Genomic DNA, 18,961 nt, shown 5'->3' with positions numbered 1-18,961 from the left:
GCAGATTGCGCGGCGGTTAACCCGGTGTACGCCCTCCAGTGTGCGCCGAAAGGGCAGCTCAGCGCACCTGGACGCACTCACGCGCCGGCCAGCAGGGTGGCCTGGGCCTGGGCGACGTCGGCCCCGGCGGACGCCTCGTCCACGGTGGTGACGACCCCGTCGCGCACCACTTCGCGCCCGTCGACGAGCAACGCGGCCAGCGGCGGCGCCGACCCGAGCACCAGCGCCACGACCGGGTCCTCGATCCCCGCGTGCGCCGGAGTGTCGAGCCGCCACAGCGCCAGATCGGCCAGCTTGCCCGGCTCGATCGACCCGATCTCGGCGGCCCGGCCCAGCACCCGCGCCCCGCCCATCGTCGCCAGCTCCAGCGCGGCGCGCACGGTCATCGCGCGTGGCCCGCCGACGGCCCGCGCGTACAGCAGCGCGTTGCGCGGTTCCTCGATCATCGAACTCGACTCGTTGCTGGCCGCGCCGTCGACACCCAGCCCGACCGGCACCCCGGCGGCCACCAGATCCGCGGTCCGTGCGATGCCAGCGCCCAGCCTGCCGTTGGAGGTGGGGCAGTGCGCGACGCCGGTCCCGGTGTGCGCCATCGCGGCGATCGCCGGATCGTCGAGGTGCACGGCGTGGGCGAACCAGACGTCGTCACCGAGCCAGCCCAGCTGTTCCATGTACTGCGCGGGGGTACACCCGAAGCTCGACCGGCAGAAGTCCTGCTCGTCGACGGTCTCGGCCAGGTGGGTGTGCAGCCGCACGCCCGCCGACCTGGCCAGCGCGGCCGATTCCCGCATCAGGTCCGCGGTCACCGAGAACGGCGAGCACGGCGCGAGCGCGATTCGCACCATCGCGTCGAAGGACGGATCGTGCCACTGCTCGATCGCCGCGCTGCTCGCGGCCAGGATGTCGTCGATCGACTCGACCACGTCGTCGGGCGGCAGCCCGCCCTTGCTCTGCCCCAGATCCATCGACCCACGCGCCGGATGGAACCGCAGCCCGACCGCCGAGGCCGCCCCGATCTCGGCGGCCAGCAGATCGCCGCCTGAGCGCGGGAAGACGTAGTGATGGTCCGAGGACGTGGTGCAGCCGCTGCGCGCCAGCGAGATCAGCGCGCCGGTCGCCGCCACCCGCACCGACTTCTCGTCGATCCGCGCCCACACCGGATACAGCGTGGTCAGCCATTCGAACAGGGTGTTGTCGGCGGCCAGCCCACGGGTGATCCACTGATACAGGTGGTGGTGGGTGTTGACCAGCCCCGGCGTGAGCACGCAGCCGCGCCCGTCGATCCGCGCCACCGACGGCCCGAATTCCGGCGGCGCGCCCGCGCCGATCGCGTCGATCCGGTTGCCCCGCACCGTGACCCAGCCGTCGCGGTATTCGGTGCCGACCGCGTCGACGGTCACCACCGCGCAACCGGCGATCAGCAGATCGGGCGCGCTCACGGCTGCCATGCGATGCCCGCCTCCGGTGCGTCCGCGCGCTGCAAGGTCGCGTGGATGGAGCCGTACGGGCGGTCCGCCGCCCAGAAGACCTCACCGTTGTTCTCGATCCCGAATCGGGCGAGGTCGTAGTCGAAATGGTGCTTGTTCGGCGCCGACAACCGGATCTCGGCGAGCACCGGGAATCGTTGCAGCGCGGCGGTACCCATCGCGTGCAGGGTCTGCTGCAAGGCCTTGGAGTAGGTCGTCGCGAACAGCTCGAGCAGCGTGGCCCTGATGCCGTCGTACACCTCGTCCCAGTCGAATCCGCTGATCTCGGCGAAGCGCCACTGCACGATCAGCGAGGTGGCCAGCACCCGGTCGTGGGTGGGCGCCAGGGTCGTGTACTCGTCGGTGAGGAAGTCGGCGAACTCCGACCCGGTGGACTTGAGCACCACCAGGTCCTTGATCCCGCCGATCACCCAGGTGCGCTGATCAGCGCCGGTGCCCGCGACGGTCACCGCGGCGGTGCGCACCTCCGGCCCTTGCCGCACCCAGGTGTGATCGTGCTCCTCGCCCCCGATCGAGACCCGCTGCCACCCATAGGAATCCACATCGATGCGCGCGCTCGTCACCGGCTCCACGGTGTCGGCGAAATGCTTGGCCAGCGCGATCGCGTACTCCTCGACGGTGTCGAGTCCGGGTCGCTTCGCGAAGACGTAGGCCATGTTCTTCTGGGTGTCGGTGGGCAGGACGTGACGCTGGTCACCCTCGGTGTAGGCCGCCGCGAAATCACCACGGAGCGTGGTCGAGACGTTCACGTCACGGATCTCGTGGCGCGCGTTCTGCTTGTGGAAACGCACAACCCGGTTCTCGGCCTTGCCGTAGCGGTTGTCGGTCAGCTCGATCGGACCACTCAATGCCATCTGTTCGCTCAGCTCCCTCGGTAGGTGGAATAGGAGAACGGCGACAACAGCAGCGGCACATGCAGATGCGGCTGCTCACCCACCGTGAACGCGACGCAGACCTCGGGATAGAAGGTCTCGACTCCCTGCGCCGCGAAATAGCTACCGGTATCGAAGAACAGGCGGTAATCGCCCGGATTCAACCCGGCGGCAAGTTCTTTCACCCGGCCGTCGGCATCGGTCAGCGCCTCGGTGAGGCGCTGCTCGCCACGCGTCAGCCACACGGCGACGCCCGCCGCGGGCACACCGCGCACGGCGTCGAGCACGTGCGTGCTCAGCCCGGTCACGACGCCGCCACCAATCGGGCCAGGCGGAGCCGGTTGATCTTCCCCAGTTCGGTGCGCATGACCTGCCTCTCGGTCGACGGATCGTTGTCCAGCCGCGCCCGCAGGACGGCGAGCAACTCCTCGCCGCCGCGTCCCGCCGCGCAAACCAGATAGATATGGCCGAACTTGGCCTCGTAGTCGCGGTTGCCCGCGGCCAGCGCGGCCTTGACGGCGTCGCCGGCGACGCCGGCCTGCTCGCGGGCCGAGGCCGCCGAGGTGGGGCGATCCCCGATCCGCGGGTGACCGGCCAGCGCCGCGTCGATCTCGGCGTCATCGAGCGCGGCCGAGGCGGCATCGGCCGCCGCCAGCAGCGCGTCCGTGCTGGGGTAGGGCCGCGCCGCGGCGATCGCCCGCGCCCAGCCCGGTGCGGAGCAACAGGCAAGCAATGCCGTCTCGGCGGCCGCGGCGGGGAGTTCGTTGAATCCCGCGAGGCCGATCGCTTCGCTCGTCATCGATCCAGCATCTCCCCATCCCCGGCCACGGGCCACCGATGTGCGGTCGGTCACGTCGGCGTGTCGTCGTCCTCGCGCTGCCCTGCCGTAATCGAGCGGCAACATTGCGCCATTACCTTCACCGCTATGCCCCCGATCGACCCGCCCGTGCCGTCGGCGTGCACGGGCGTCGTCCTCGCGGCGGGCGCGGGCACCCGCTACGGCAAACCCAAGGCACTCGCCGAGGACGGCGCCTGGCTGCGCGCGGCGATCACCGCCCTGCGCGACGGCGGCTGCGATCCGGTGATCGTTCTGCTCGGTGCCACCGGCCCCGATCCGGCCGTCGTCGGGCTGCCGCCAGGCACCGAGTGGCGCTGGGTCGCGGACTGGGCTACCGGACTGTCGGCGACGGTGCGCGCCGGCTTGCGCGCGGCCACCGCGGCGGGCACCCGGTATGTGGCGTTCCTGCCCGTCGACACTCCCGATATCGGGGCCGATGTGGTCGCACGGGTACTCGCCGCGGCCCGGGCGAGCGAGAGCGGGCTGGCACGCGCTGTGTTCTCCGACACACCCGGTCACCCCGCTGTGATCGAGAACAAGCACTGGGACGCCATTTCGGCAGCGACCGTAGGCGATGTGGGAGCCGGTTCCTATTTGGGCACCAGTCAGGATATGGTGTGCGTCACGTGCGACGACTTGGCGACAGGGAACGATCGCGATTTCCCGGTAGTCGGCGCACGGTGATCGGAGTTTTGAGATATGCGCGATATCCTCGATGACCTTCTGCGAGTGTGGCATTCGGGCCGTACCGGCGGCCTCGCCACCGTGGTCCGTACCATCGGCACGAACGCGCTGCCGATCGGGTCGGGAATGCTCGTCACACCCAATGGCGGAGTCTTCGGATCCATTGCTTCCGGGCGCCTGGAGGAGACGGTCTACGAGGCGGCACTGGAAGCCGCGCAGACCGGGATCCGGCAACTCCGCCGCTACAGCCTGATCACCGGAATGGAATCGGGATCCGACGACGGCGAACTCGTCGACATCTTCATCGAGCCGTTCTCCTGCCGCGATTTCCCGGAATTCCCCGCTATCGCCGCCGATATCCAGGCCCATCGCCGGGTCACCGTGTTCACCGTGGTGTGGAACCAGGATCCCGACGTCATCGGTCAGCATCTGGTCACCGACCGCAAGCACGCCACCGAGCTCGTCGCGCTGCCCGAGTCCGACCTGTTCGTCGCCTCCTACTGCCCGCCGCCGCGCCTGATCATCTTCGGCGCCAACGCCTATGCCGCCACCCTGGCCGCGCAGGCCCGGATGATCGGCTACCGGGTCAGCATCTGCGATTCGCGTCCCGAGTTCGCCGACCCGGCCTCGTTCCCCGGGGCCGAGGTCGTCGTGGACTGGCCGCACCGCTACCTCAACACCCTCTCCGCCGCGGGCGAGATCGACAGCAGCACCGGCATCGTGGTGCTGGCCAACGAGCCGCGCTTCGAGATCCCACTGCTCACCGTCGCCTTACGACTACCCGAGCTGGGCTACCTCGCCGCGCTCGGCACCCCCGCCGACCAGGCCCGTCGCCTCGACGACCTGCGCGCGGGCGGCTTCGACGAGCCCACCCTGGCCCGCCTGCACGTGCCCGCCGGCCTCGAATCGGGCCCGCGCACCCCGGCCGAGACCGCCGTCTTCGTCACCGCCGACTTCCTCGCCTCCCGCGCGGGCCTGCGCCTGGCCGCCCGCCGCGACTTCGGATCGGCGACGGTCGGCCTGGCGATCTAGGACTACTTCAACCCGGGGTTCTCGGCGTAGACCTCGCGCAGGATCGACAGGTCGAACAGCTGCTCGGCCTTGATGTCGATCTTCGCGGTGCGCAGCGCGGCAATGTTCTGCTCGATCAGCGCGTCGGTCATCGACAGCAGGCCGTCGGTCTTGGTCGAGGCCGAGACGACCAAGTCGTTCTGCGCGATGGCCTCCTTGGTCTGCTCGCCGAGCTCGAGCTTCTGGTCCTTGCCGTAGACCTCGACGGCCAGCCGGGCCGACTCGGCGGGATCGGCGACGGCGTCCTTCCAGCCCTTGATCTCCGCGATCAGGAACGCCTTGAGCTTGTCGCGCTCGGAGTCGATCGTGTTCTGGGTGACCGTCAGCGTCTCCGCGACCAGCGGCAGGCCGAAATCGGCGAACAGGAAGTGGCTGTTGGCGAAGCCCTTGGCGGCCAGGGTGATCGGCTCGTTGGTCACGTAGCTGACCCAGCCGTCGACCTCGCCGTTGGCCAGCGGTGTCGGGTCGAACTGCGCGGGCACCACCGTCACCTCGCCCGGCTTGATCCCGTTGGCGGCCAGCAGGGCGCTGAAGATCAGCTGGTTGGTGTCCTGCACGCCGATCTTGCGGCCCTTCATGTCCGCGGGCGAGGTGATGGGCTTGCCCGCCGAGCTGACGATCGCGAACGGATTCTTCTGATAGGTCGCGCCGACGATCTTGGCGGGTAGTCCTTCCAGGATCGCGGGCGCGGTGGTCTGCGGCGCGGACAGCCCGATCCACACCTTCCCGGTATCGAGCCCGGCTTCCACCGAGGTACTCGCCGCACCACCCGCGATGAGGTCTACCGCACCGAATCCCGCATCTTTGAAATATCCCTTCGAATCGGCGAAATACTCGCCCGCGAATTCGATGTTCTTCAGCCACGACAACTGCACCGCGACCTTGCCGTATTTCGAACCGTCATCGGTCGAGCCGTTCGAGGAACTGCCCGAACTGCCACCGCACGCGGCGAGCAGACCCGCCCCACCGAGCGCGGCGCCGGTCAGCGCGGAATAGCGGAGAAAGGAACGACGGTCGATACTGTTCATGCGCCGAATGTAGTTTCGCCGCGTTTCGTACTCTTTGCGTCCGCGTTCCGCCGCTATTCCCTCCCGGATCAGGCCTTTCCGGCGCTCGGCCCGAACCGCGCGAGCACCAGATTCTCGATCACCCCGACGATCGCGTAGAGCAGGACCGACACCACGGTCACCACCACGATCGAGGCCCACAGCCGGTTGTACTGGAACATCGGAATGGCGCGCACCAGACTGGCGCCCAATCCCGTTCCACTGCCGAGCCATTCACCCAGCAGCGCACCGATCAGCGCGCCCGGCACCGAGACCCGCGCCGCGGCGAACACCGAGGGCAGCGCGGCGGGCACCGCGACCATCCGCAGCCGGGTCCACCGCGTGCCGCCGTAGGCGGTCACCAATTCCATGGCCTGCCTGGGCGCTTCGCGCAGTCCGGTCATGATCATCACCAGGGCCGGGAAGAACACCACGATCGCGGTCAGCACCGCCACCCCCGCGGTGCCGCGACCGAACACCAGCACCACGATCGGGCTCAACGCCACCAGCGGCACCGACCGCAGCAGCATCGCCACCGGCATGAACGTCTGCTGCACCGCCGAGAACAGCACGAACAGCGCGGCCACCACCAGCGCGCCGAGCATCCCGACGGTGAAGCCGATCGTGGCGTCGCGCAAGGTGATCGCGAGGTCGTCGAGAATCGCCTGCCGGGCGGTCGCGGCGCCCGGCGCGGTCACCAGGTAGCGCCAGATGTCCGAGGGCGTCTTGCCGACCCTGGGCCCGATCTGCGGGAACGCCCGCAAGAACAGCGACCAGATGACCAGCAGCAGGATCAGCGAGGTCGCCAGCGGCAGCAGGAACCGGCCGATCCGGCGCAGCACGGTGGTCGTCATCGCCGCTCCTCCGTCGTCGCCGTCCACGGGGTGATCAGTCGCGCTGCCACGGCCACCAGCAGGTAGCCCAGCCCGGCCAGCGCGGCGGCGGCCAGCGCCATCCCCCACGTGCGCGGCACGTTGTAGGCGGTCTGCGCGGCCGTCAGCGCGACCCCGATCCCGCTGTCGACCCCGCCCAGGTACTCGCCGATGATCGCGCCGAGCACCGCCGACGGCGCGGCGATCTTCAAGGCGGCGAACGTATTCGGCAGCGCCGCGATCGCCCGCACCCGGTACAGCTGCTGCCAGCGGCCGCCACCGTAGGCGCGCACCAGGTCCAGGCTCGCCGGATCGGCCGAGCGCAGGCCGGTGACCGCGCCGACCATGGTGGTGAAGAAGCAGTACATGGCGGCCAGGAACACCGTCGGGGTGCGCCCGCCGAAGACCACCAGGATGATCGGGCCGAGGGCGACCAGCGGCGTGCAGTAACTCAGGATGGCCAGCTGGGTAGCCAGCGGCTCGATGCGCGGAATCAGCATGATCAGCGCGGCGAGCCCGATCGCGAGCGCGTTGCCCCACAGGAAGCCCTGGAGCGCGCCCGCCGCGGTCACCCGGAAGTTCGGGCCGTACAGACCCCAACCGTCCGCCCACATGGTCGACAGCACCCGCCACGGCGTCGGCACCGTGCCACCGGCCACGCCCGCGGCCGCCAGCACCCACCACAGCGCGATCAGCGCGGCCACGCCCAGCGCACCCGCCAGCCGGTGGCCACCGATTCCCCGCCGCGCGCGGACCGCGTTCACCGGTGGCCGCGCGCCCGTCGCCTCGACCGGCGGCCCTGGCTCCGCCAGTGCCGCGCTCATGCCACACCACCGCGGCCGAACAGCAGCTCGGAAAGGTAATCGCAGAGCTTGTGGAATTCCGGCGTCCGCATCATTTCGGGCGTGCGCGGGCGCGGCAGATCGATGTCGACGAGTTCCAGTACCCGGCCGGGGCGCGGGCTCATCACCGCGACCACATCGGAAAGGAATACCGCCTCACCGATGCCGTGGGTGACCATCAGCGTCGTGGCGGGCTTCTCGGTCCAGATCCGCAGCAGCTCCAGGTTCAGCCGCTGCCGGGTCATATCGTCGAGGGCGCCGAACGGTTCGTCGAGCAACAGCACCGACGGCTGCACCACCAGTGCCCGCGCGATCGAAACCCGTTGGCGCATACCGCCGGACAGTTGTGCCGGCTTGGCCTTCTCGAAGCCCTCCAGGCCGACCAGCGCGATCAGCTCGGCGATCCGCTCCGGTTCGGCGGGTAACCCGGCGACCTGCAACGGCAACCGGATGTTCGACTCCACGCTGCGCCAGGGCAGCAGCGCCGAATCCTGGAAGGCGATCCCGAGCTGATGACCGCCGCGCAAGCGCTCCGGCGTCAGCCCGTTGATGGTGGCGGTGCCCGCGGTGGGTTCGTCCAAACCGGCCAGAATTCGCAAAACGGTCGATTTACCGCAACCCGACGGGCCGAGCAGGGAGAGGAATGCGCCGTTCGACGTCCGCAGATCGACCGAGTCGAGCGCGCGCACGGTGTCGCGACCCACCCGGAACGACTTGCTCAACCCGCTGATCTCGATCCCGGCCGACGCGCCGCCGGGGATTTCCTTACCCATAGCCGTCACCATAAGAGCGGCTGGTTGCGGCGGTATTTCCGATTCGCGGGCAGTATTGCGCGGTCGTTAACCGTGCTCGAGGTCACTGCCAATTGTGAACCAGTAACGATTCTGTCCCGCCGGAGGACATAGAGTGTCGGAGGATCTGACAGCCCCGCAGCCGTCGAGCGCGCATCGTTCGGCCAAGGGGGGAAGCACTGCGATGACGGCGCCGACACGGCCCGTGGACTGGAACCGACTGTTCGATGAAGCTCTCTGCTGTACGTACCGTGGCCGCACTGCGCACCACCGCCGTGGCTCTGACCGCCGCGCTGTCGGTGGCCGTGATCGCAGGCGGCGCCGCATCGGCCGAACCCGAGAAGCCCTCGGCCGTGTCGTCGATCGTCAAGGACGGGCGCACCTGGCACCTGAAGGTGTACTCGGCGGCGATGAAGAAGGACATCACCGTCGACGTGCAGCGCCCGGTCGACGAGTCCAAGCCCGCCCCCAACCTCTACCTGCTCAACGGCCTCGACGCCGGTGAGGGCACCGCCAGCTGGGCCGCGCAGACCAACGCGCTCGGCTTCCTGGCCGACAAGCAGGTCAATGTCATCCAGCCGATCGGCGGCCGCGGCAGCTACTACGCCGACTGGCAGAAGGAAGACGCGCGCCTGGGCCTGAACAAGTGGAACACCTTCTTCACCCAGGAGCTGCCCCCGCTGCTCGACAGCACCCTCAACTCGACCGGCCTCAACTCGCTGGCCGGCCTGTCCACCTCCGGCACCTCGGTGCTGCAGCTGGCCGAGGCCAAGCCGGGCCTGTTCAAGTCCGTCGCCGCCTACTCCGGCTGCGCGCAGATCGCCGACCCCATGGGCAGGCAGTTCGTCAAGTTCTCCGTGGAGACCTGGGCGGGCGGTGACACCGAGAACATGTACGGCGCCGACAACGACCCGGCCTGGGTCGCCAACGACCCGGTCCTCAACGCCGAGAAGCTGCGCGGCACCAACCTCTACATCTCCAGCGGCAGCGGCCTGCCGGTGATGGAGGACGTGCGGTACTACACCGAGGGCAACGGCCCTATGGGCGTGGTCAACCTCGGCCTCGGCGTCGCGATCGAAGCCGCGACCAACGCGTGCACACAGAACCTGAAGACCAAGCTGGACTCGCTGAACATCCCGGCGACCTACATGTTCAACCCGGTCGGCACCCACTACTGGCCGTACTGGGAGCAGGCGCTGCACGAGTCGTGGCCGATGCTCGCCCAGGGCATGGGTATCTGATTCTCCGCACACCCGAAAAGGGAGGCATCCGATCGGACGCCTCCCTTTTTCGTGCGTTCAGGTCGGCAGCGCCGAGGTACGGACCGACAGCCCGGACCGGATGAAATAGGCGATCTCGTCGCAGATCTCGTCGACCGAGATCGCGTCACCGGGAACGGTCGCGTGCACCATCTCCTGGGCCAGGGAATTCACCGCGCCGATCAACGCCAGCGTGAACAGGTGCACGCTGCGCGATTCCGCTTCACCGCGCGCGGCGGCGCGCTGGGCTTCCCTGGTGAGCAGGCCGGAGACCGATCGCCGCTGCGCGCGTCGCCACTCCTCCACCGCCGGGCTCACACCGACCACCTCGACGTAGAACACCCTGGCCGCGCGGCGATCCCGGCAGGTCACGGCGAGAAAGGCGCGGAAGCTCTCCACCACCCGCACCACCAGCGGCTGCTCGCTGGTGCGGGCCAGCGCCTCGTCGACACGGTGCAGCGCGGCGGTGTTGAGCCGGTCGACCAGCGCGATCAGCAGCGCCTCGCGACTGCCGATGTCCTCGTAGAAACTGCGGGTCGACACATTCGCGGTCGCGCACAGACGTTCGATCGAGGTCGACGAATAACCCTGGGTGCCGAATAGTTCCAGTGCGGCATCGGTCAACCGGTTACGCCGCATGGCCACTCGCTGCTGGCGCGACAATCCACCGTAACTACGACCACTATCGGTTTCATCCACACGCCGAACCACCCGTGCATGCTAGCGCGCACCCGCCGGGCATCCGGGCGAATCGGAAATCGGTGCTGCCACGAATTCCCCTGGCCCAGCGTAATTGTCGCGCGGGTAACGTCAGTTCTGTTCGGGCGCCGGTTCACCTTCGTCGAGCGGCTCGGCCAATGGCCAGCCACCCGCGGCCAGATGCGAGGCCACCCGTGAGACGTCGTCGGGGGCCGGTTGCTGCTTGGCGAAATCGGCGATGGCCGCTTCGATCTCCGCCTCGCTGATCGATTCCCGGTTCGGGTTGGCTTCGATCAGTTTCTCCCCGATGACCACCACCTCGTAGTCGGTGAGGTGCCGGTGCAGGACCGCGAACAGCGCGACATAGTCCGATTGCGGGATGCCCTGTGGATACCCGGCGCGCAGCCAGCCGAGCACGCGGGAGAGCAGGTTGCCCCGAACGGCGGGAGTGGGAATCGGATCTGTCATCGCGTCCTCGCTCATGCTTGACCGAACAGATGGATGCCGAACTGATGGGCGATGAACGCCTTGGCGGTGAACAGGATTCCGGTGATCACCACCATGACGATGACGACCACACAGATCAGCGCACCGGCCAGCGCCGGGTAGTTCCGGCGGACGCGACCCTCGGCGTCGACCGTCTCCGCCTGGGCCCACCACCGCACCGCGAAGGCGAAGACCGCGGGCACCCCGGCGCCGAAGACCAGCGCGGCCAGCACCACTTCCCACAGTGAACTCAGATTCGTGATCACGGTATGCACGTTCGCTCCCTTCTACCCGGCGTGGTTCTGTTCGACCGACGACGGCGTCGCCGCGGGCGGCACACCCTCGGGCCACTCGTTCACATTGTGGGTGCCGACCGGGTCACGCCGCGACCGGAGGTAGATGCCGAGCGCGCCGGCGATCAGGATCGCGAACACCACCAGGACGCCGGCCAGGCCGCCGATGAGGTGCGCGATGGCCCAGCAGATCGCGCCGACGATGCCTGCCATCGGCAGCGTCAGCAGCCAGGCCACGGCCATCCGGCCCATCACCCGCCACCGCACCTCGGCGCGCTTGCCGATGCCGGTGCCCAGGATCGCGCCGGTCGCGGTCTGGGTGGTCGACAGCGGCAGCCCGAAGTGCGCGGAGGTGAGGATGATCGCCGCCGAGGTGGACTCGGCGGACAGACCCTGCGGCGACTCGATCTCGACCAGACCCTTGCCCAGGGTCCGGATGATCCGCCAGCCGCCGAGATAGGTGCCCAGCGCGATGGCCACCGCACACGCCGCCATCACCCACAGCGGCATGTGGTCGTCCTTGTCGAGCGTGCCGTAGGCCACCAGCGCCAGGAAGATGATGCCCATCGTCTTCTGCGCGTCGTTGGTGCCGTGGGCCAGCGAGACCAGCGACGCGGACCCGATCTGGCCCCAGCGGAAGCCCTCGTTCGCCTTGTCCTCGTCGACGCCGTGCGTGATCCGGTACACCAGGAAGGTGGCGATGGCACCGACCATCGCGGCGATCACCGGGGCCAGGATCGCGGGCAGCACGATCTTGATCAGCACGCCCTCCGAGCCCGACGCCCAGATCACGCCGTTCCAGCCCAGCGCGGCGATCGTCGAGCCGATCAGGCCGCCGAACAGCGCGTGCGAGGAACTCGACGGCAGTCCGAGCAGCCAGGTCAGCAGGTTCCACAGGATGCCGCCGACCAGCCCGGCGAAGACGATGACGAGGAGGTCCTGACCGCCCACGTCGTTCAGTTGAACGATGCCCTTGGCCACAGTCGCCGCCACCGATACCGACAGAAAGGCGCCGATCAGATTCAGCACGCCGGAGAGCGCCACCGCCACGCGCGGCTTGAGCGCGCCGGTGGCGATCGAGGTCGCCATGGCGTTGGCCGTGTCGTGGAATCCGTTGGTGAAGTCGAATGCGAGAGCTGTGACGATGACGATCAACAGGACCATTAGTTCGGCGCTCACCCGAACAGTGTGTCGTATGCCGATACCGGATTGCCAAACTGTTGCAGGTAAGTCTCGAACAGGTCAGCTCGCGACGCTCAGCGCGCGCACCGCGTCGATGGTGTCGGCCTGCTCCGGCTCCTTGTCCGGCCGGTAGCGCAGCACCCTGGCGAAGCGCAGCGCGACACCGCCCGGATACCTGGTGCTGGTCTGGACGCCGTCGAGCGCGATCTCGACGACCAGCCGCGGGCGCAGGAACACGGCGTGGCCGTCGGTGTGGGTCTGGTGACGCGGGAACTCCGCGGTCTGCCAGCGCAGCAGCTCGTCGGTGAGGCCCTTGAACGTCTTGCCGACCATCACCGGCTCGCCCGTCTCCGGGTCGCGCGCGGCCAGATGCAGGTTCGACAGGAATCCCGTGCGCCTGCCGTAGCCCCACTCCGCGCCGATCACCAGCAGGTCGAGGGTGTGCGCCGGTTTGATCTTCTGCCACGCCTTGCCGCGCCGGCCCGCCGCGTACGGCGCGTCCAGGGCCTTGACCATCACGCCCTCGTTGCCGACGGCCAGCGCGTCGTCGTAGTACTCGGCGGCGGCCTCGGCATCGGGGGCGATCACCGCCGGGATCATGTGCGCGCCCGCCACCCGGGCCAGCGCCGCGCGGCGGACCCGCAACGGTTCGTCGATCAGGTCGACGCCGTCCAGGTGCAGGCAGTCGAAGAAATACGGGTGCAGCAGCAGTTCCCTGGCGTCCTCACCGACGGTCGCGAACCGGCTCATCGTCTCCTGGAACGGGCGCGGCCTGCCCGCGTCGGTCAGCGCGAGGGTCTCCCCGTCCAGCACCACGCCAGCGCAGTCGAGACCGCCGACCAGCTCGACCAGCTCGGGCACGCTCGCGGTGATGTCGCGCAGCGTGCGGGTGAAGACCCACACGCGCTCGCCGTCGCGGTGCACCTGGATCCGGGCGCCGTCGAGCTTGTGTTCGACGCTCACCTGCGGGCCGAGTTCGGCCAGCGCCTCGTCCAGCGAGCCGCCCGGCGACGCGAGCATCGGCGCGACCGGCCTGCCGACCTCGAGCCGGAACGCGCTCAACGCGGCCGCGCCGCCGGTGAGCGCGGCGACGGCCGTCGCGGGCAGCTGACCGGAGAGCATGTGCGCGCGCCGCACGACCTCGACCGGGATACCGGTAGCCTGCGCCAGCGCCTCGACGACGACCGCGGTGAGCGCGCCCTGGCGCAGTTCTCCGGTGAGCAGCCGGATCAGGAAGGACTGTTCGTCCTCGGTCGCGGCGGTGAACAGCGCCGTCAGCAGTTCGCGTCTGCGCAGCGTCGACCCGGTGCCGCTGAGCCCGGTGAGCGCGGTGAAGACGCCGTCCACTTCGTGGACGGTCAGGCGCGGCTCGGCGCTCGGCGGGGTTTCCAGACCGGCGACGGTGCGCCACCCCGCGCCGATCCGGCCCTGCACCAGCTCACCGGACAACCAGGCGACAACGGTCCCGATCTCTTCCTGGCTCGCGGCGGCGAAGAGCTCGGCCAGCGCGGCGATCTTCGCCTTGCGCGACCGGGTCGCTCGCACGGCCGCCGAGGCCGCGACGACATCGCTGAACAGCACTCGACGACCGTAGCGCGACGGTGTGACACATCGCTCAGCCCACGCTGTTAAGAATCCATTGGCAAGGTTGCGAAACCGCCCATAAACTGGACATATGGCCAAGACCTATGTCGGTGCGCGGCTGCGCCAGCTGCGTACCGAGCGCGGGCTGAGCCAGGTCGCACTGGCCCAGAAGCTGGAGATCTCGGCCAGCTATCTCAACCAGATCGAGCACGACGTGCGGCCGTTGACGGTGCCCGTGCTCAAGCGGATCAACGAGGTCTTCGGCGTCGACCCGGCCTTCTTCTCCGCCCACGACGACACCCGGCTCATCGCCGAGTTGCAGGAAGTCGTGATGGACGCCGAACTCGGCATCGAGGCCGACACCCAAGAGATCGCCGACATGGTCTCGGCGCATCCGAGCATGGCGCGAGCCCTGGTCGCCATGCACAACCGATACCGCAACACCAGCGCGCAGCTGGCCGCCGCGACCGAGGACCGCTTCTCCGACGGTTCCGGCAGCGCCGCGATCAGCAAGCCGCACGAGGAAGTGCGCGACTACTTCTATCAGCGCCAGAACTACATCGACGAGCTCGACACCGCGGCCGAGGACCTCACCGCGCGCATCCGGTTCCACGGCGGTGAGGTGAGCACCGAGATCGTCCGGCTGCTGCGCTCGCACGGGGTGCGGATCGTCGAGCGGATCGACCTGGGCGAGGGCGTGCTGCACCATTTCGATCCCGAGACCAAGCAGCTCGAGATCTCCCCGCACCTGTCCGGCGGACAGCGCACCTTCAAGCTGGCCGCCGAACTGGCCTATCTCGAATGCGGGCCGCTGCTCGACAAGCTGGTCGAGGAGGGCAATTTCGCCTCCGAGGCGTCACACAAGCTGGCCATGCTCGGCCTGGCGAACTACTTCGCGGCGGCGACGGTGTTGCCCTACACCCACTTCCACGAGGTGGCCGAGGATTTCCGCTACGACATCGAGCGGCTGTCGGCCTTCTTCTCCCAGAGTTACGAGACCATCTGCCACCGGCTCTCGACCCTGCAACGACCGAGCCTGCGCGGCGTGCCGTTCTCCTTCGTCCGCGTCGACCGCGCGGGCAACATGTCGAAACGCCAGTCCGCCACCGGTTTCCACTTCTCCGCCAGTGGCGGCACCTGCCCGCTGTGGAACGTCTACGAGACCTTCGCCTACCCCGGCAAGATCATGACCCAGATCGCGCAGATGCCCGACGGCCGCAAATACCTCTGGGTCGCCCGCACCGTCGAACGCCGTGCCACCCGCTACGGCCAGCCCAGCAAGACCTTCGCCATCGGCCTGGGCTGCGAACTGCGCCACGCCGGCCGGGTGGTCTACGCCGACGGCATCGACCTCGGCGAAGCCACGGCCACTCCCATCGGCGCGGGCTGCCGGGTCTGCGTCCGCTCCAACTGCCCCCAACGCGCCTTCCCCCCGCTCGGCAAGGCCCTCGACATCAGCGAACACCGCAGCTCGGTCTCGCCCTACCTGATCAAGTAGGGCGAGTCCTCAGAAGGCGTCCTCCGGGATGGACATGATGTCGTTGTCGATGGCGGCGAGGATGTTCTTGGTGGCGGCGAGTTCGGGCAGGACGTTCTTGGCGAAGAAGCAGGCCGCGGCCACCTTGCCCTGATAGAAGGGGCGGTCCTTGGGGGCGGCGTCGGCGGCCAGGGCCGCGGCGGCGATGTCGGCCTGGACCAGCAGACGCCAGGCGATGAGCAGGTCGCCGACCGCCATCAGGAAGCGCACCGAGCCGAGGCCGACCTTGTAGAGCTCGGTGGGGTCGGTCTGGCCCGCCATGGCGTAGCCGGTGAGGGTGGCGGCCATGGCGCCGACGTCGGCCTGGGCGGTGCGCAGCAGGGCGCGTTCGGTGGCGAAGCGGCCGGTATCGCTGTCCAGGTAGGCGGTGATCTGCCCGTTGAGGTGCGCCAGCGCGACGCCGCGATCGCGAATGATCTTGCGGAAGAAGAAGTCCTGTGCCTGGATGGCGGTGGTGCCCTCGTAGAGCGAGTCGATCTTGGCGTCGCGGATGTACTGCTCGATCGGGTAGTCCTGCAGATAGCCGGAGCCGCCGAAGGTCTGCAGCGATTCGGTGAGCAACTGGTAGGCCCGCTCCGAGCCGACGCCCTTCACGATCGGCAGCAACAGGTCGTCCACCCGGTGCGCCAGCTCCGCGTCGGCGCCGGAGACGAGCTGTGCCACGTCCTCGTTCTGATGCGCGGCGGTATACAGATACACCGCGCGCAGTCCCTCCGCGTAGGCCTTCTGCATGGCCAGCGACCGACGCACATCGGGGTGATGGGTGATGGTGACGCGCGGCGCCGCCTTGTCCGACATCTGCGTCAGATCCGCGCCCTGCACCCGCGTCTTGGCGTACTCCAGCGCGTTCAGATACCCCGTCGACAGCGTCCCGGACGACTTCACGCCCACCGTCATTCGCGCGTTCTCGATCACCTTGAACATCTGCGCGATGCCGTTGTGCACGTCGCCGACCAGCCAGCCCTTGGCGGGCACCGCGGTGCCGCCGAAGGTGACCTCACAGGTCGGCGAGGACTTGAGCCCCATCTTGTGCTCGACCCCGGTCACGTACACCCCGTTGCGGTCGCCGAGCTCGAGCGTCTCGGGATCGAAGAGGAACTTCGGCACGTAGAACAGCGACAACCCCTTGGTGCCGGGACCGGCGCCCTCCGGCCGGGCGAGCACCAGGTGGAAGACGTTCTCCGCCACCTCGCCCACGTCACCACCGGAGATGAACCGCTTCACGCCCTCGATGTGCCAGGATCCGTCCGGCTGCGGCACGGCCTTGGTGCGGCCCGCGCCGACATCGGACCCCGCGTCGGGCTCGGTGAGCACCATGGTGCCCTGCCATCCGCGCTCGAATCCGCCACGCGCCCAGCGTTTCTGCTCGTCGGTACCGATCTCGTAGAGCACCGAGCCCATCAGCGGGCCCATGTTGAAGAAGCTGGCCGCCGGGTTGGCGCAGATGACGAGCTCGTTGATCGCCCACATCAGCACGTTCGGGGCGGCGGTGCCGTCCATGCCCTCCGGCATGCCGAGGCGGAACCAGCCCGCCTCGTGCACCGCGTCGACCGTCTTGCGTAACGGTTCGGGCACGGAGATGTCGAAGGTGTCGGGATGGAAGACCACGGGGTGCCGGTCGGCCTCGGCGAACGAGTCCGCGATCGGCCCCTCGGCCAGGCGCCTGACCTCGTCGAGGATCTGCCGCACCGTCTCGGAGTCCAGGTCGCCGTAGGCGCCGGTATCCAGGAGCTTGTCGAGGTTGAGCACCTCGAACAGATTGAACTCGATGTCACGCACGTTCGCCTTGTAGTGCCCCACTGGGCTCCTCCTCGACTGACCACACCCGGCCCGAGCGCCGCGTGTTCCGGCTGTTCGACGTCGTACGAATTCGAAGCGTGCCGCACCGTGGCGTCCCTACGCAACCGTAGGCGCGCAGCCCCCCGCACCAGGCGCCGAGCATTTGTTCACACGGATGAAACAGACGAAACGGACACGTGACCGAGAGATATTCCGGTGCAACAAGTTCCCTCTACTGTTCCGCTCACGAATACAGCCGCTGTATACAACTCGGTGTACATCCAGTCACCGGGGCAGACCGCGGCGGTGTTCGTTGTGGCGCGCATGGCGCCGCCGTAACACCTGATGAGGAGAACCGCCCCATGTCTGAATCCCGTTTGGTCAAGGCACTCACGGTGCCTGCCGCGGTGGCCATCGCAGGCCTGTTGCTCACCGGTTGCGGTGCCCGCGACGACGCGTCGTCCGGCACGACCGCAGCATCCTGCGTCGACACCACCAAGGACACCATCAAGGTGGGCTCGCTGCACTCGCTGTCGGGCACCATGGCCATTTCCGAAGTCACCGTGGCCAATTCGACCAAGCTGGCGATCGATCAGATCAACGCCGCGGGCGGTGTGCTGGGCAAGAAGATCGAGATCGTCCTCGAAGACGGCGCCTCCGACCCGAAGACCTTCGCCGAGAAGGCGGAGAAGCTGATCAGCTCCGACTGTGTCGCCGCGGTGTTCGGCGGCTGGACCTCCTCGAGCCGCAAGGCCATGAAGCCCAAGTTCGAGAGCCTGAACTCGCTGCTGTACTACCCCGTGCAGTACGAGGGCCTGGAAGACAGCAAGAACATCTTCTACACCGGCGCCACCACCAACCAGCAGATCATCCCCGCGCTGGACTACCTCAAGCAGAAGGGCATCAAGTCCCTCTACCTGGTCGGCTCGGACTACGTCTTCCCGCAGACCGCCAACCGCGAGATCAAGGCCTACGCCGCGGCCAACGGCATCGAGATCAAGGGCGAGGACTACACCCCGCTCGGCTCGACCGACTTCTCCACCATCGTCAACAAGGTCCGCAACGCCAAGGCGGGCGCGGTCTTCAACACCCTCAACGGCGACTCCAACGTCGCGTTCTTCCGCGAGTACACCAACGCGGGCCTGAAAGCAGCTGAGATGCCGGTGGTCTCGGTGTCGATCGCCGAGGAGGAGGTCGCCGGCATCGGCGCGCAGAACATCGCGGGCCAGCTGACCGCCTGGAACTACTACCAGACTGTCGACTCCCCGGTGAACAAGAAGTTCGTCGCCGACTACAAGGCCGCCTTCGGCGCCGACAAGCCCACCTCGGACCCGATGGAAGCCGCCTACGCCTCGGTCTTCCTGTGGAAGAACACCGTCGAGAAGGCCAAGTCCTTCGCCGTGGCCGACGTGCAGGCCGCCGCTGACGGCGTCAGCTTCGAAGCCCCCGAGGGCACCGTCACCATCGACGGCTCCAACCACCACATCACCAAGACCGCCCGCATCGGCGAGATCCGGCCGGACGGCCTGATCTACACGGTGTGGGACTCGGGCAAGGCGATCACCCCGGACCCGTACCTGAAGTCCTACGACTGGGCCAAGGGCTTGAAGTAGCTGTCGCGTGGCCGCGACGTGTTCGC

The 18,961-nt window shown here is 68.4% G+C and carries 19 protein-coding genes; 5 read left to right on the top strand and 14 right to left on the bottom strand.

Annotation, left to right across the window (positions count from 1 at the left end):
- Positions 1 to 77 precede the first annotated feature (77 nt).
- From ACIO52_RS00840 to uraD, 4 genes are read right to left on the bottom strand one after another with little or no spacing between them, the layout of a single operon-like run.
- Positions 78 to 1,448 (bottom strand): 8-oxoguanine deaminase, encoded by a 1,371-nt coding sequence (locus tag ACIO52_RS00840; protein ID WP_402640530.1) that lies wholly within the window; start codon positions 1,446 to 1,448, stop codon positions 78 to 80.
- Positions 1,436 to 2,341, bottom strand: a complete 906-nt coding sequence (gene pucL, locus ACIO52_RS00835) for a factor-independent urate hydroxylase (protein ID WP_402640527.1) — start codon at positions 2,339 to 2,341, stop codon at positions 1,436 to 1,438. The genes ACIO52_RS00840 and pucL overlap by 13 nt, the downstream gene beginning before the upstream one ends.
- Positions 2,342 to 2,349: 8 nt before the next feature.
- Complete coding sequence (uraH, locus tag ACIO52_RS00830; RefSeq protein WP_218722048.1) at positions 2,350 to 2,667, bottom strand: hydroxyisourate hydrolase; 318 nt, start codon at positions 2,665 to 2,667, stop codon at positions 2,350 to 2,352.
- Entirely contained in the window at positions 2,664 to 3,158 is a 495-nt protein-coding gene (uraD, locus tag ACIO52_RS00825) for a 2-oxo-4-hydroxy-4-carboxy-5-ureidoimidazoline decarboxylase (protein WP_218722049.1), read from the bottom strand. The genes uraH and uraD overlap by 4 nt, the downstream gene beginning before the upstream one ends.
- 126 nt (positions 3,159 to 3,284) lie before the next feature.
- On the opposite strand from uraD, the gene ACIO52_RS00820 reads away from it, so the two are divergent.
- Entirely contained in the window at positions 3,285 to 3,881 is a 597-nt protein-coding gene (locus ACIO52_RS00820; protein ID WP_218722050.1) for an NTP transferase domain-containing protein, read from the top strand.
- A 15-nt stretch (positions 3,882 to 3,896) separates the two neighbouring features.
- On the top strand, positions 3,897 to 4,913 hold the full coding sequence (locus ACIO52_RS00815; RefSeq protein ID WP_218722051.1) for an XdhC family protein: 1,017 nt from the start codon (positions 3,897 to 3,899) through the stop codon (positions 4,911 to 4,913).
- 2 nt (positions 4,914 to 4,915) lie between these two features.
- Here the strand turns inward: ACIO52_RS00815 and ACIO52_RS00810 are convergent, their stop codons facing one another.
- The 4 genes from ACIO52_RS00810 to ACIO52_RS00795 form a co-directional block, all read right to left on the bottom strand.
- Positions 4,916 to 5,980: an ABC transporter substrate-binding protein gene (locus tag ACIO52_RS00810; RefSeq protein ID WP_316576242.1), complete on the bottom strand. Its 1,065-nt coding sequence runs from the start codon at positions 5,978 to 5,980 to the stop codon at positions 4,916 to 4,918.
- A 68-nt stretch (positions 5,981 to 6,048) separates the two neighbouring features.
- Complete coding sequence (locus ACIO52_RS00805; protein ID WP_316576243.1) at positions 6,049 to 6,852, bottom strand: ABC transporter permease subunit; 804 nt, start codon at positions 6,850 to 6,852, stop codon at positions 6,049 to 6,051.
- Positions 6,849 to 7,694 (bottom strand): ABC transporter permease, encoded by an 846-nt coding sequence (locus ACIO52_RS00800; RefSeq protein WP_402640521.1) that lies wholly within the window; start codon positions 7,692 to 7,694, stop codon positions 6,849 to 6,851. Before ACIO52_RS00800 ends, ACIO52_RS00805 begins: the two co-directional genes overlap by 4 nt.
- On the bottom strand, positions 7,691 to 8,485 hold the full coding sequence (locus ACIO52_RS00795; RefSeq protein WP_255588739.1) for an ABC transporter ATP-binding protein: 795 nt from the start codon (positions 8,483 to 8,485) through the stop codon (positions 7,691 to 7,693). The genes ACIO52_RS00800 and ACIO52_RS00795 overlap by 4 nt, the downstream gene beginning before the upstream one ends.
- Before the next feature lie 245 nt (positions 8,486 to 8,730).
- On the opposite strand from ACIO52_RS00795, the gene ACIO52_RS00790 reads away from it, so the two are divergent.
- Positions 8,731 to 9,744 carry an alpha/beta hydrolase family protein gene (locus ACIO52_RS00790; RefSeq protein WP_218722059.1) on the top strand — a complete coding sequence of 338 codons (1,014 nt, stop codon included), beginning with the start codon at positions 8,731 to 8,733 and terminating at the stop codon, positions 9,742 to 9,744.
- 57 nt (positions 9,745 to 9,801) lie between these two features.
- Here ACIO52_RS00790 and ACIO52_RS00785 read toward each other — a convergent pair whose 3' ends face one another.
- The 5 genes from ACIO52_RS00785 to ACIO52_RS00765 all read right to left on the bottom strand — a co-directional run bounded on the left by ACIO52_RS00785 (position 9,802) and on the right by ACIO52_RS00765 (position 14,003).
- Positions 9,802 to 10,401, bottom strand: coding sequence for a TetR/AcrR family transcriptional regulator (locus ACIO52_RS00785; protein ID WP_218722060.1), 600 nt, complete (start codon positions 10,399 to 10,401; stop codon positions 9,802 to 9,804).
- Between the two features lie 171 nt (positions 10,402 to 10,572).
- Positions 10,573 to 10,929 carry a DUF3349 domain-containing protein gene (locus ACIO52_RS00780; RefSeq protein ID WP_255588740.1) on the bottom strand — a complete coding sequence of 119 codons (357 nt, stop codon included), beginning with the start codon at positions 10,927 to 10,929 and terminating at the stop codon, positions 10,573 to 10,575.
- A gap of 11 nt (positions 10,930 to 10,940) precedes the next feature.
- Positions 10,941 to 11,222: a hypothetical protein gene (locus ACIO52_RS00775; RefSeq protein ID WP_218722062.1), complete on the bottom strand. Its 282-nt coding sequence runs from the start codon at positions 11,220 to 11,222 to the stop codon at positions 10,941 to 10,943.
- Positions 11,223 to 11,234: 12 nt separating this feature from the next.
- The gene (locus ACIO52_RS00770) at positions 11,235 to 12,419 is read right to left on the bottom strand and encodes an inorganic phosphate transporter (RefSeq protein WP_218722063.1); all 1,185 of its coding nucleotides are present in this window, start codon (positions 12,417 to 12,419) and stop codon (positions 11,235 to 11,237) included.
- 63 nt (positions 12,420 to 12,482) lie between these two features.
- Positions 12,483 to 14,003 carry an ATP-dependent DNA ligase gene (locus tag ACIO52_RS00765; protein WP_402640515.1) on the bottom strand — a complete coding sequence of 507 codons (1,521 nt, stop codon included), beginning with the start codon at positions 14,001 to 14,003 and terminating at the stop codon, positions 12,483 to 12,485.
- 94 nt (positions 14,004 to 14,097) lie between these two features.
- Between ACIO52_RS00765 and ramB the strand changes: the two genes are divergently transcribed.
- On the top strand, positions 14,098 to 15,504 hold the full coding sequence (gene ramB / locus ACIO52_RS00760; RefSeq protein WP_218722065.1) for an acetate metabolism transcriptional regulator RamB: 1,407 nt from the start codon (positions 14,098 to 14,100) through the stop codon (positions 15,502 to 15,504).
- Positions 15,505 to 15,513: 9 nt separating this feature from the next.
- On the opposite strand, the gene ACIO52_RS00755 is transcribed toward ramB, so the two are convergent.
- Positions 15,514 to 17,343: an acyl-CoA dehydrogenase gene (locus ACIO52_RS00755; protein ID WP_402640511.1), complete on the bottom strand. Its 1,830-nt coding sequence runs from the start codon at positions 17,341 to 17,343 to the stop codon at positions 15,514 to 15,516.
- Between the two features lie 341 nt (positions 17,344 to 17,684).
- Here ACIO52_RS00755 and urtA point away from each other — a divergent pair, with 341 nt between their 5' ends.
- Complete coding sequence (gene urtA / locus ACIO52_RS00750) at positions 17,685 to 18,935, top strand: urea ABC transporter substrate-binding protein (RefSeq protein ID WP_218722067.1); 1,251 nt, start codon at positions 17,685 to 17,687, stop codon at positions 18,933 to 18,935.
- The last annotated feature ends 26 nt before the right edge of the window (positions 18,936 to 18,961 follow it).

Origin of the sequence: Nocardia sp. NPDC087230 (genome assembly GCF_044744725.1) — a bacterium.
Classification (GTDB): domain Bacteria; phylum Actinomycetota; class Actinomycetes; order Mycobacteriales; family Mycobacteriaceae; genus Nocardia; species Nocardia canadensis.
Note: the sequence above shows the minus strand (reverse complement) of the source record. Positions and strands in the feature narration are given on the sequence as shown.

Coding starts and splice junctions, on each gene's coding strand:
- ACIO52_RS00840 (WP_402640530.1), bottom strand. CDS start 1,448: ATGGCAGCCGTGAGCGCGCCCGATCTGCTGATCGCCGGTTGCGCGGTG.
- pucL (WP_402640527.1), bottom strand. CDS start 2,341: ATGGCATTGAGTGGTCCGATCGAGCTGACCGACAACCGCTACGGCAAG.
- uraD (WP_218722049.1), bottom strand. CDS start 3,158: ATGACGAGCGAAGCGATCGGCCTCGCGGGATTCAACGAACTCCCCGCC.
- ACIO52_RS00820 (WP_218722050.1), top strand. CDS start 3,285: ATGCCCCCGATCGACCCGCCCGTGCCGTCGGCGTGCACGGGCGTCGTC.
- ACIO52_RS00815 (WP_218722051.1), top strand. CDS start 3,897: ATGCGCGATATCCTCGATGACCTTCTGCGAGTGTGGCATTCGGGCCGT.
- ACIO52_RS00810 (WP_316576242.1), bottom strand. CDS start 5,980: ATGAACAGTATCGACCGTCGTTCCTTTCTCCGCTATTCCGCGCTGACC.
- ACIO52_RS00805 (WP_316576243.1), bottom strand. CDS start 6,852: ATGACGACCACCGTGCTGCGCCGGATCGGCCGGTTCCTGCTGCCGCTG.
- ACIO52_RS00800 (WP_402640521.1), bottom strand. CDS start 7,694: ATGAGCGCGGCACTGGCGGAGCCAGGGCCGCCGGTCGAGGCGACGGGC.
- ACIO52_RS00795 (WP_255588739.1), bottom strand. CDS start 8,485: ATGGGTAAGGAAATCCCCGGCGGCGCGTCGGCCGGGATCGAGATCAGC.
- ACIO52_RS00790 (WP_218722059.1), top strand. CDS start 8,731: ATGAAGCTCTCTGCTGTACGTACCGTGGCCGCACTGCGCACCACCGCC.
- ACIO52_RS00785 (WP_218722060.1), bottom strand. CDS start 10,401: ATGCGGCGTAACCGGTTGACCGATGCCGCACTGGAACTATTCGGCACC.
- ACIO52_RS00780 (WP_255588740.1), bottom strand. CDS start 10,929: ATGACAGATCCGATTCCCACTCCCGCCGTTCGGGGCAACCTGCTCTCC.
- ramB (WP_218722065.1), top strand. CDS start 14,098: ATGGCCAAGACCTATGTCGGTGCGCGGCTGCGCCAGCTGCGTACCGAG.
- urtA (WP_218722067.1), top strand. CDS start 17,685: ATGTCTGAATCCCGTTTGGTCAAGGCACTCACGGTGCCTGCCGCGGTG.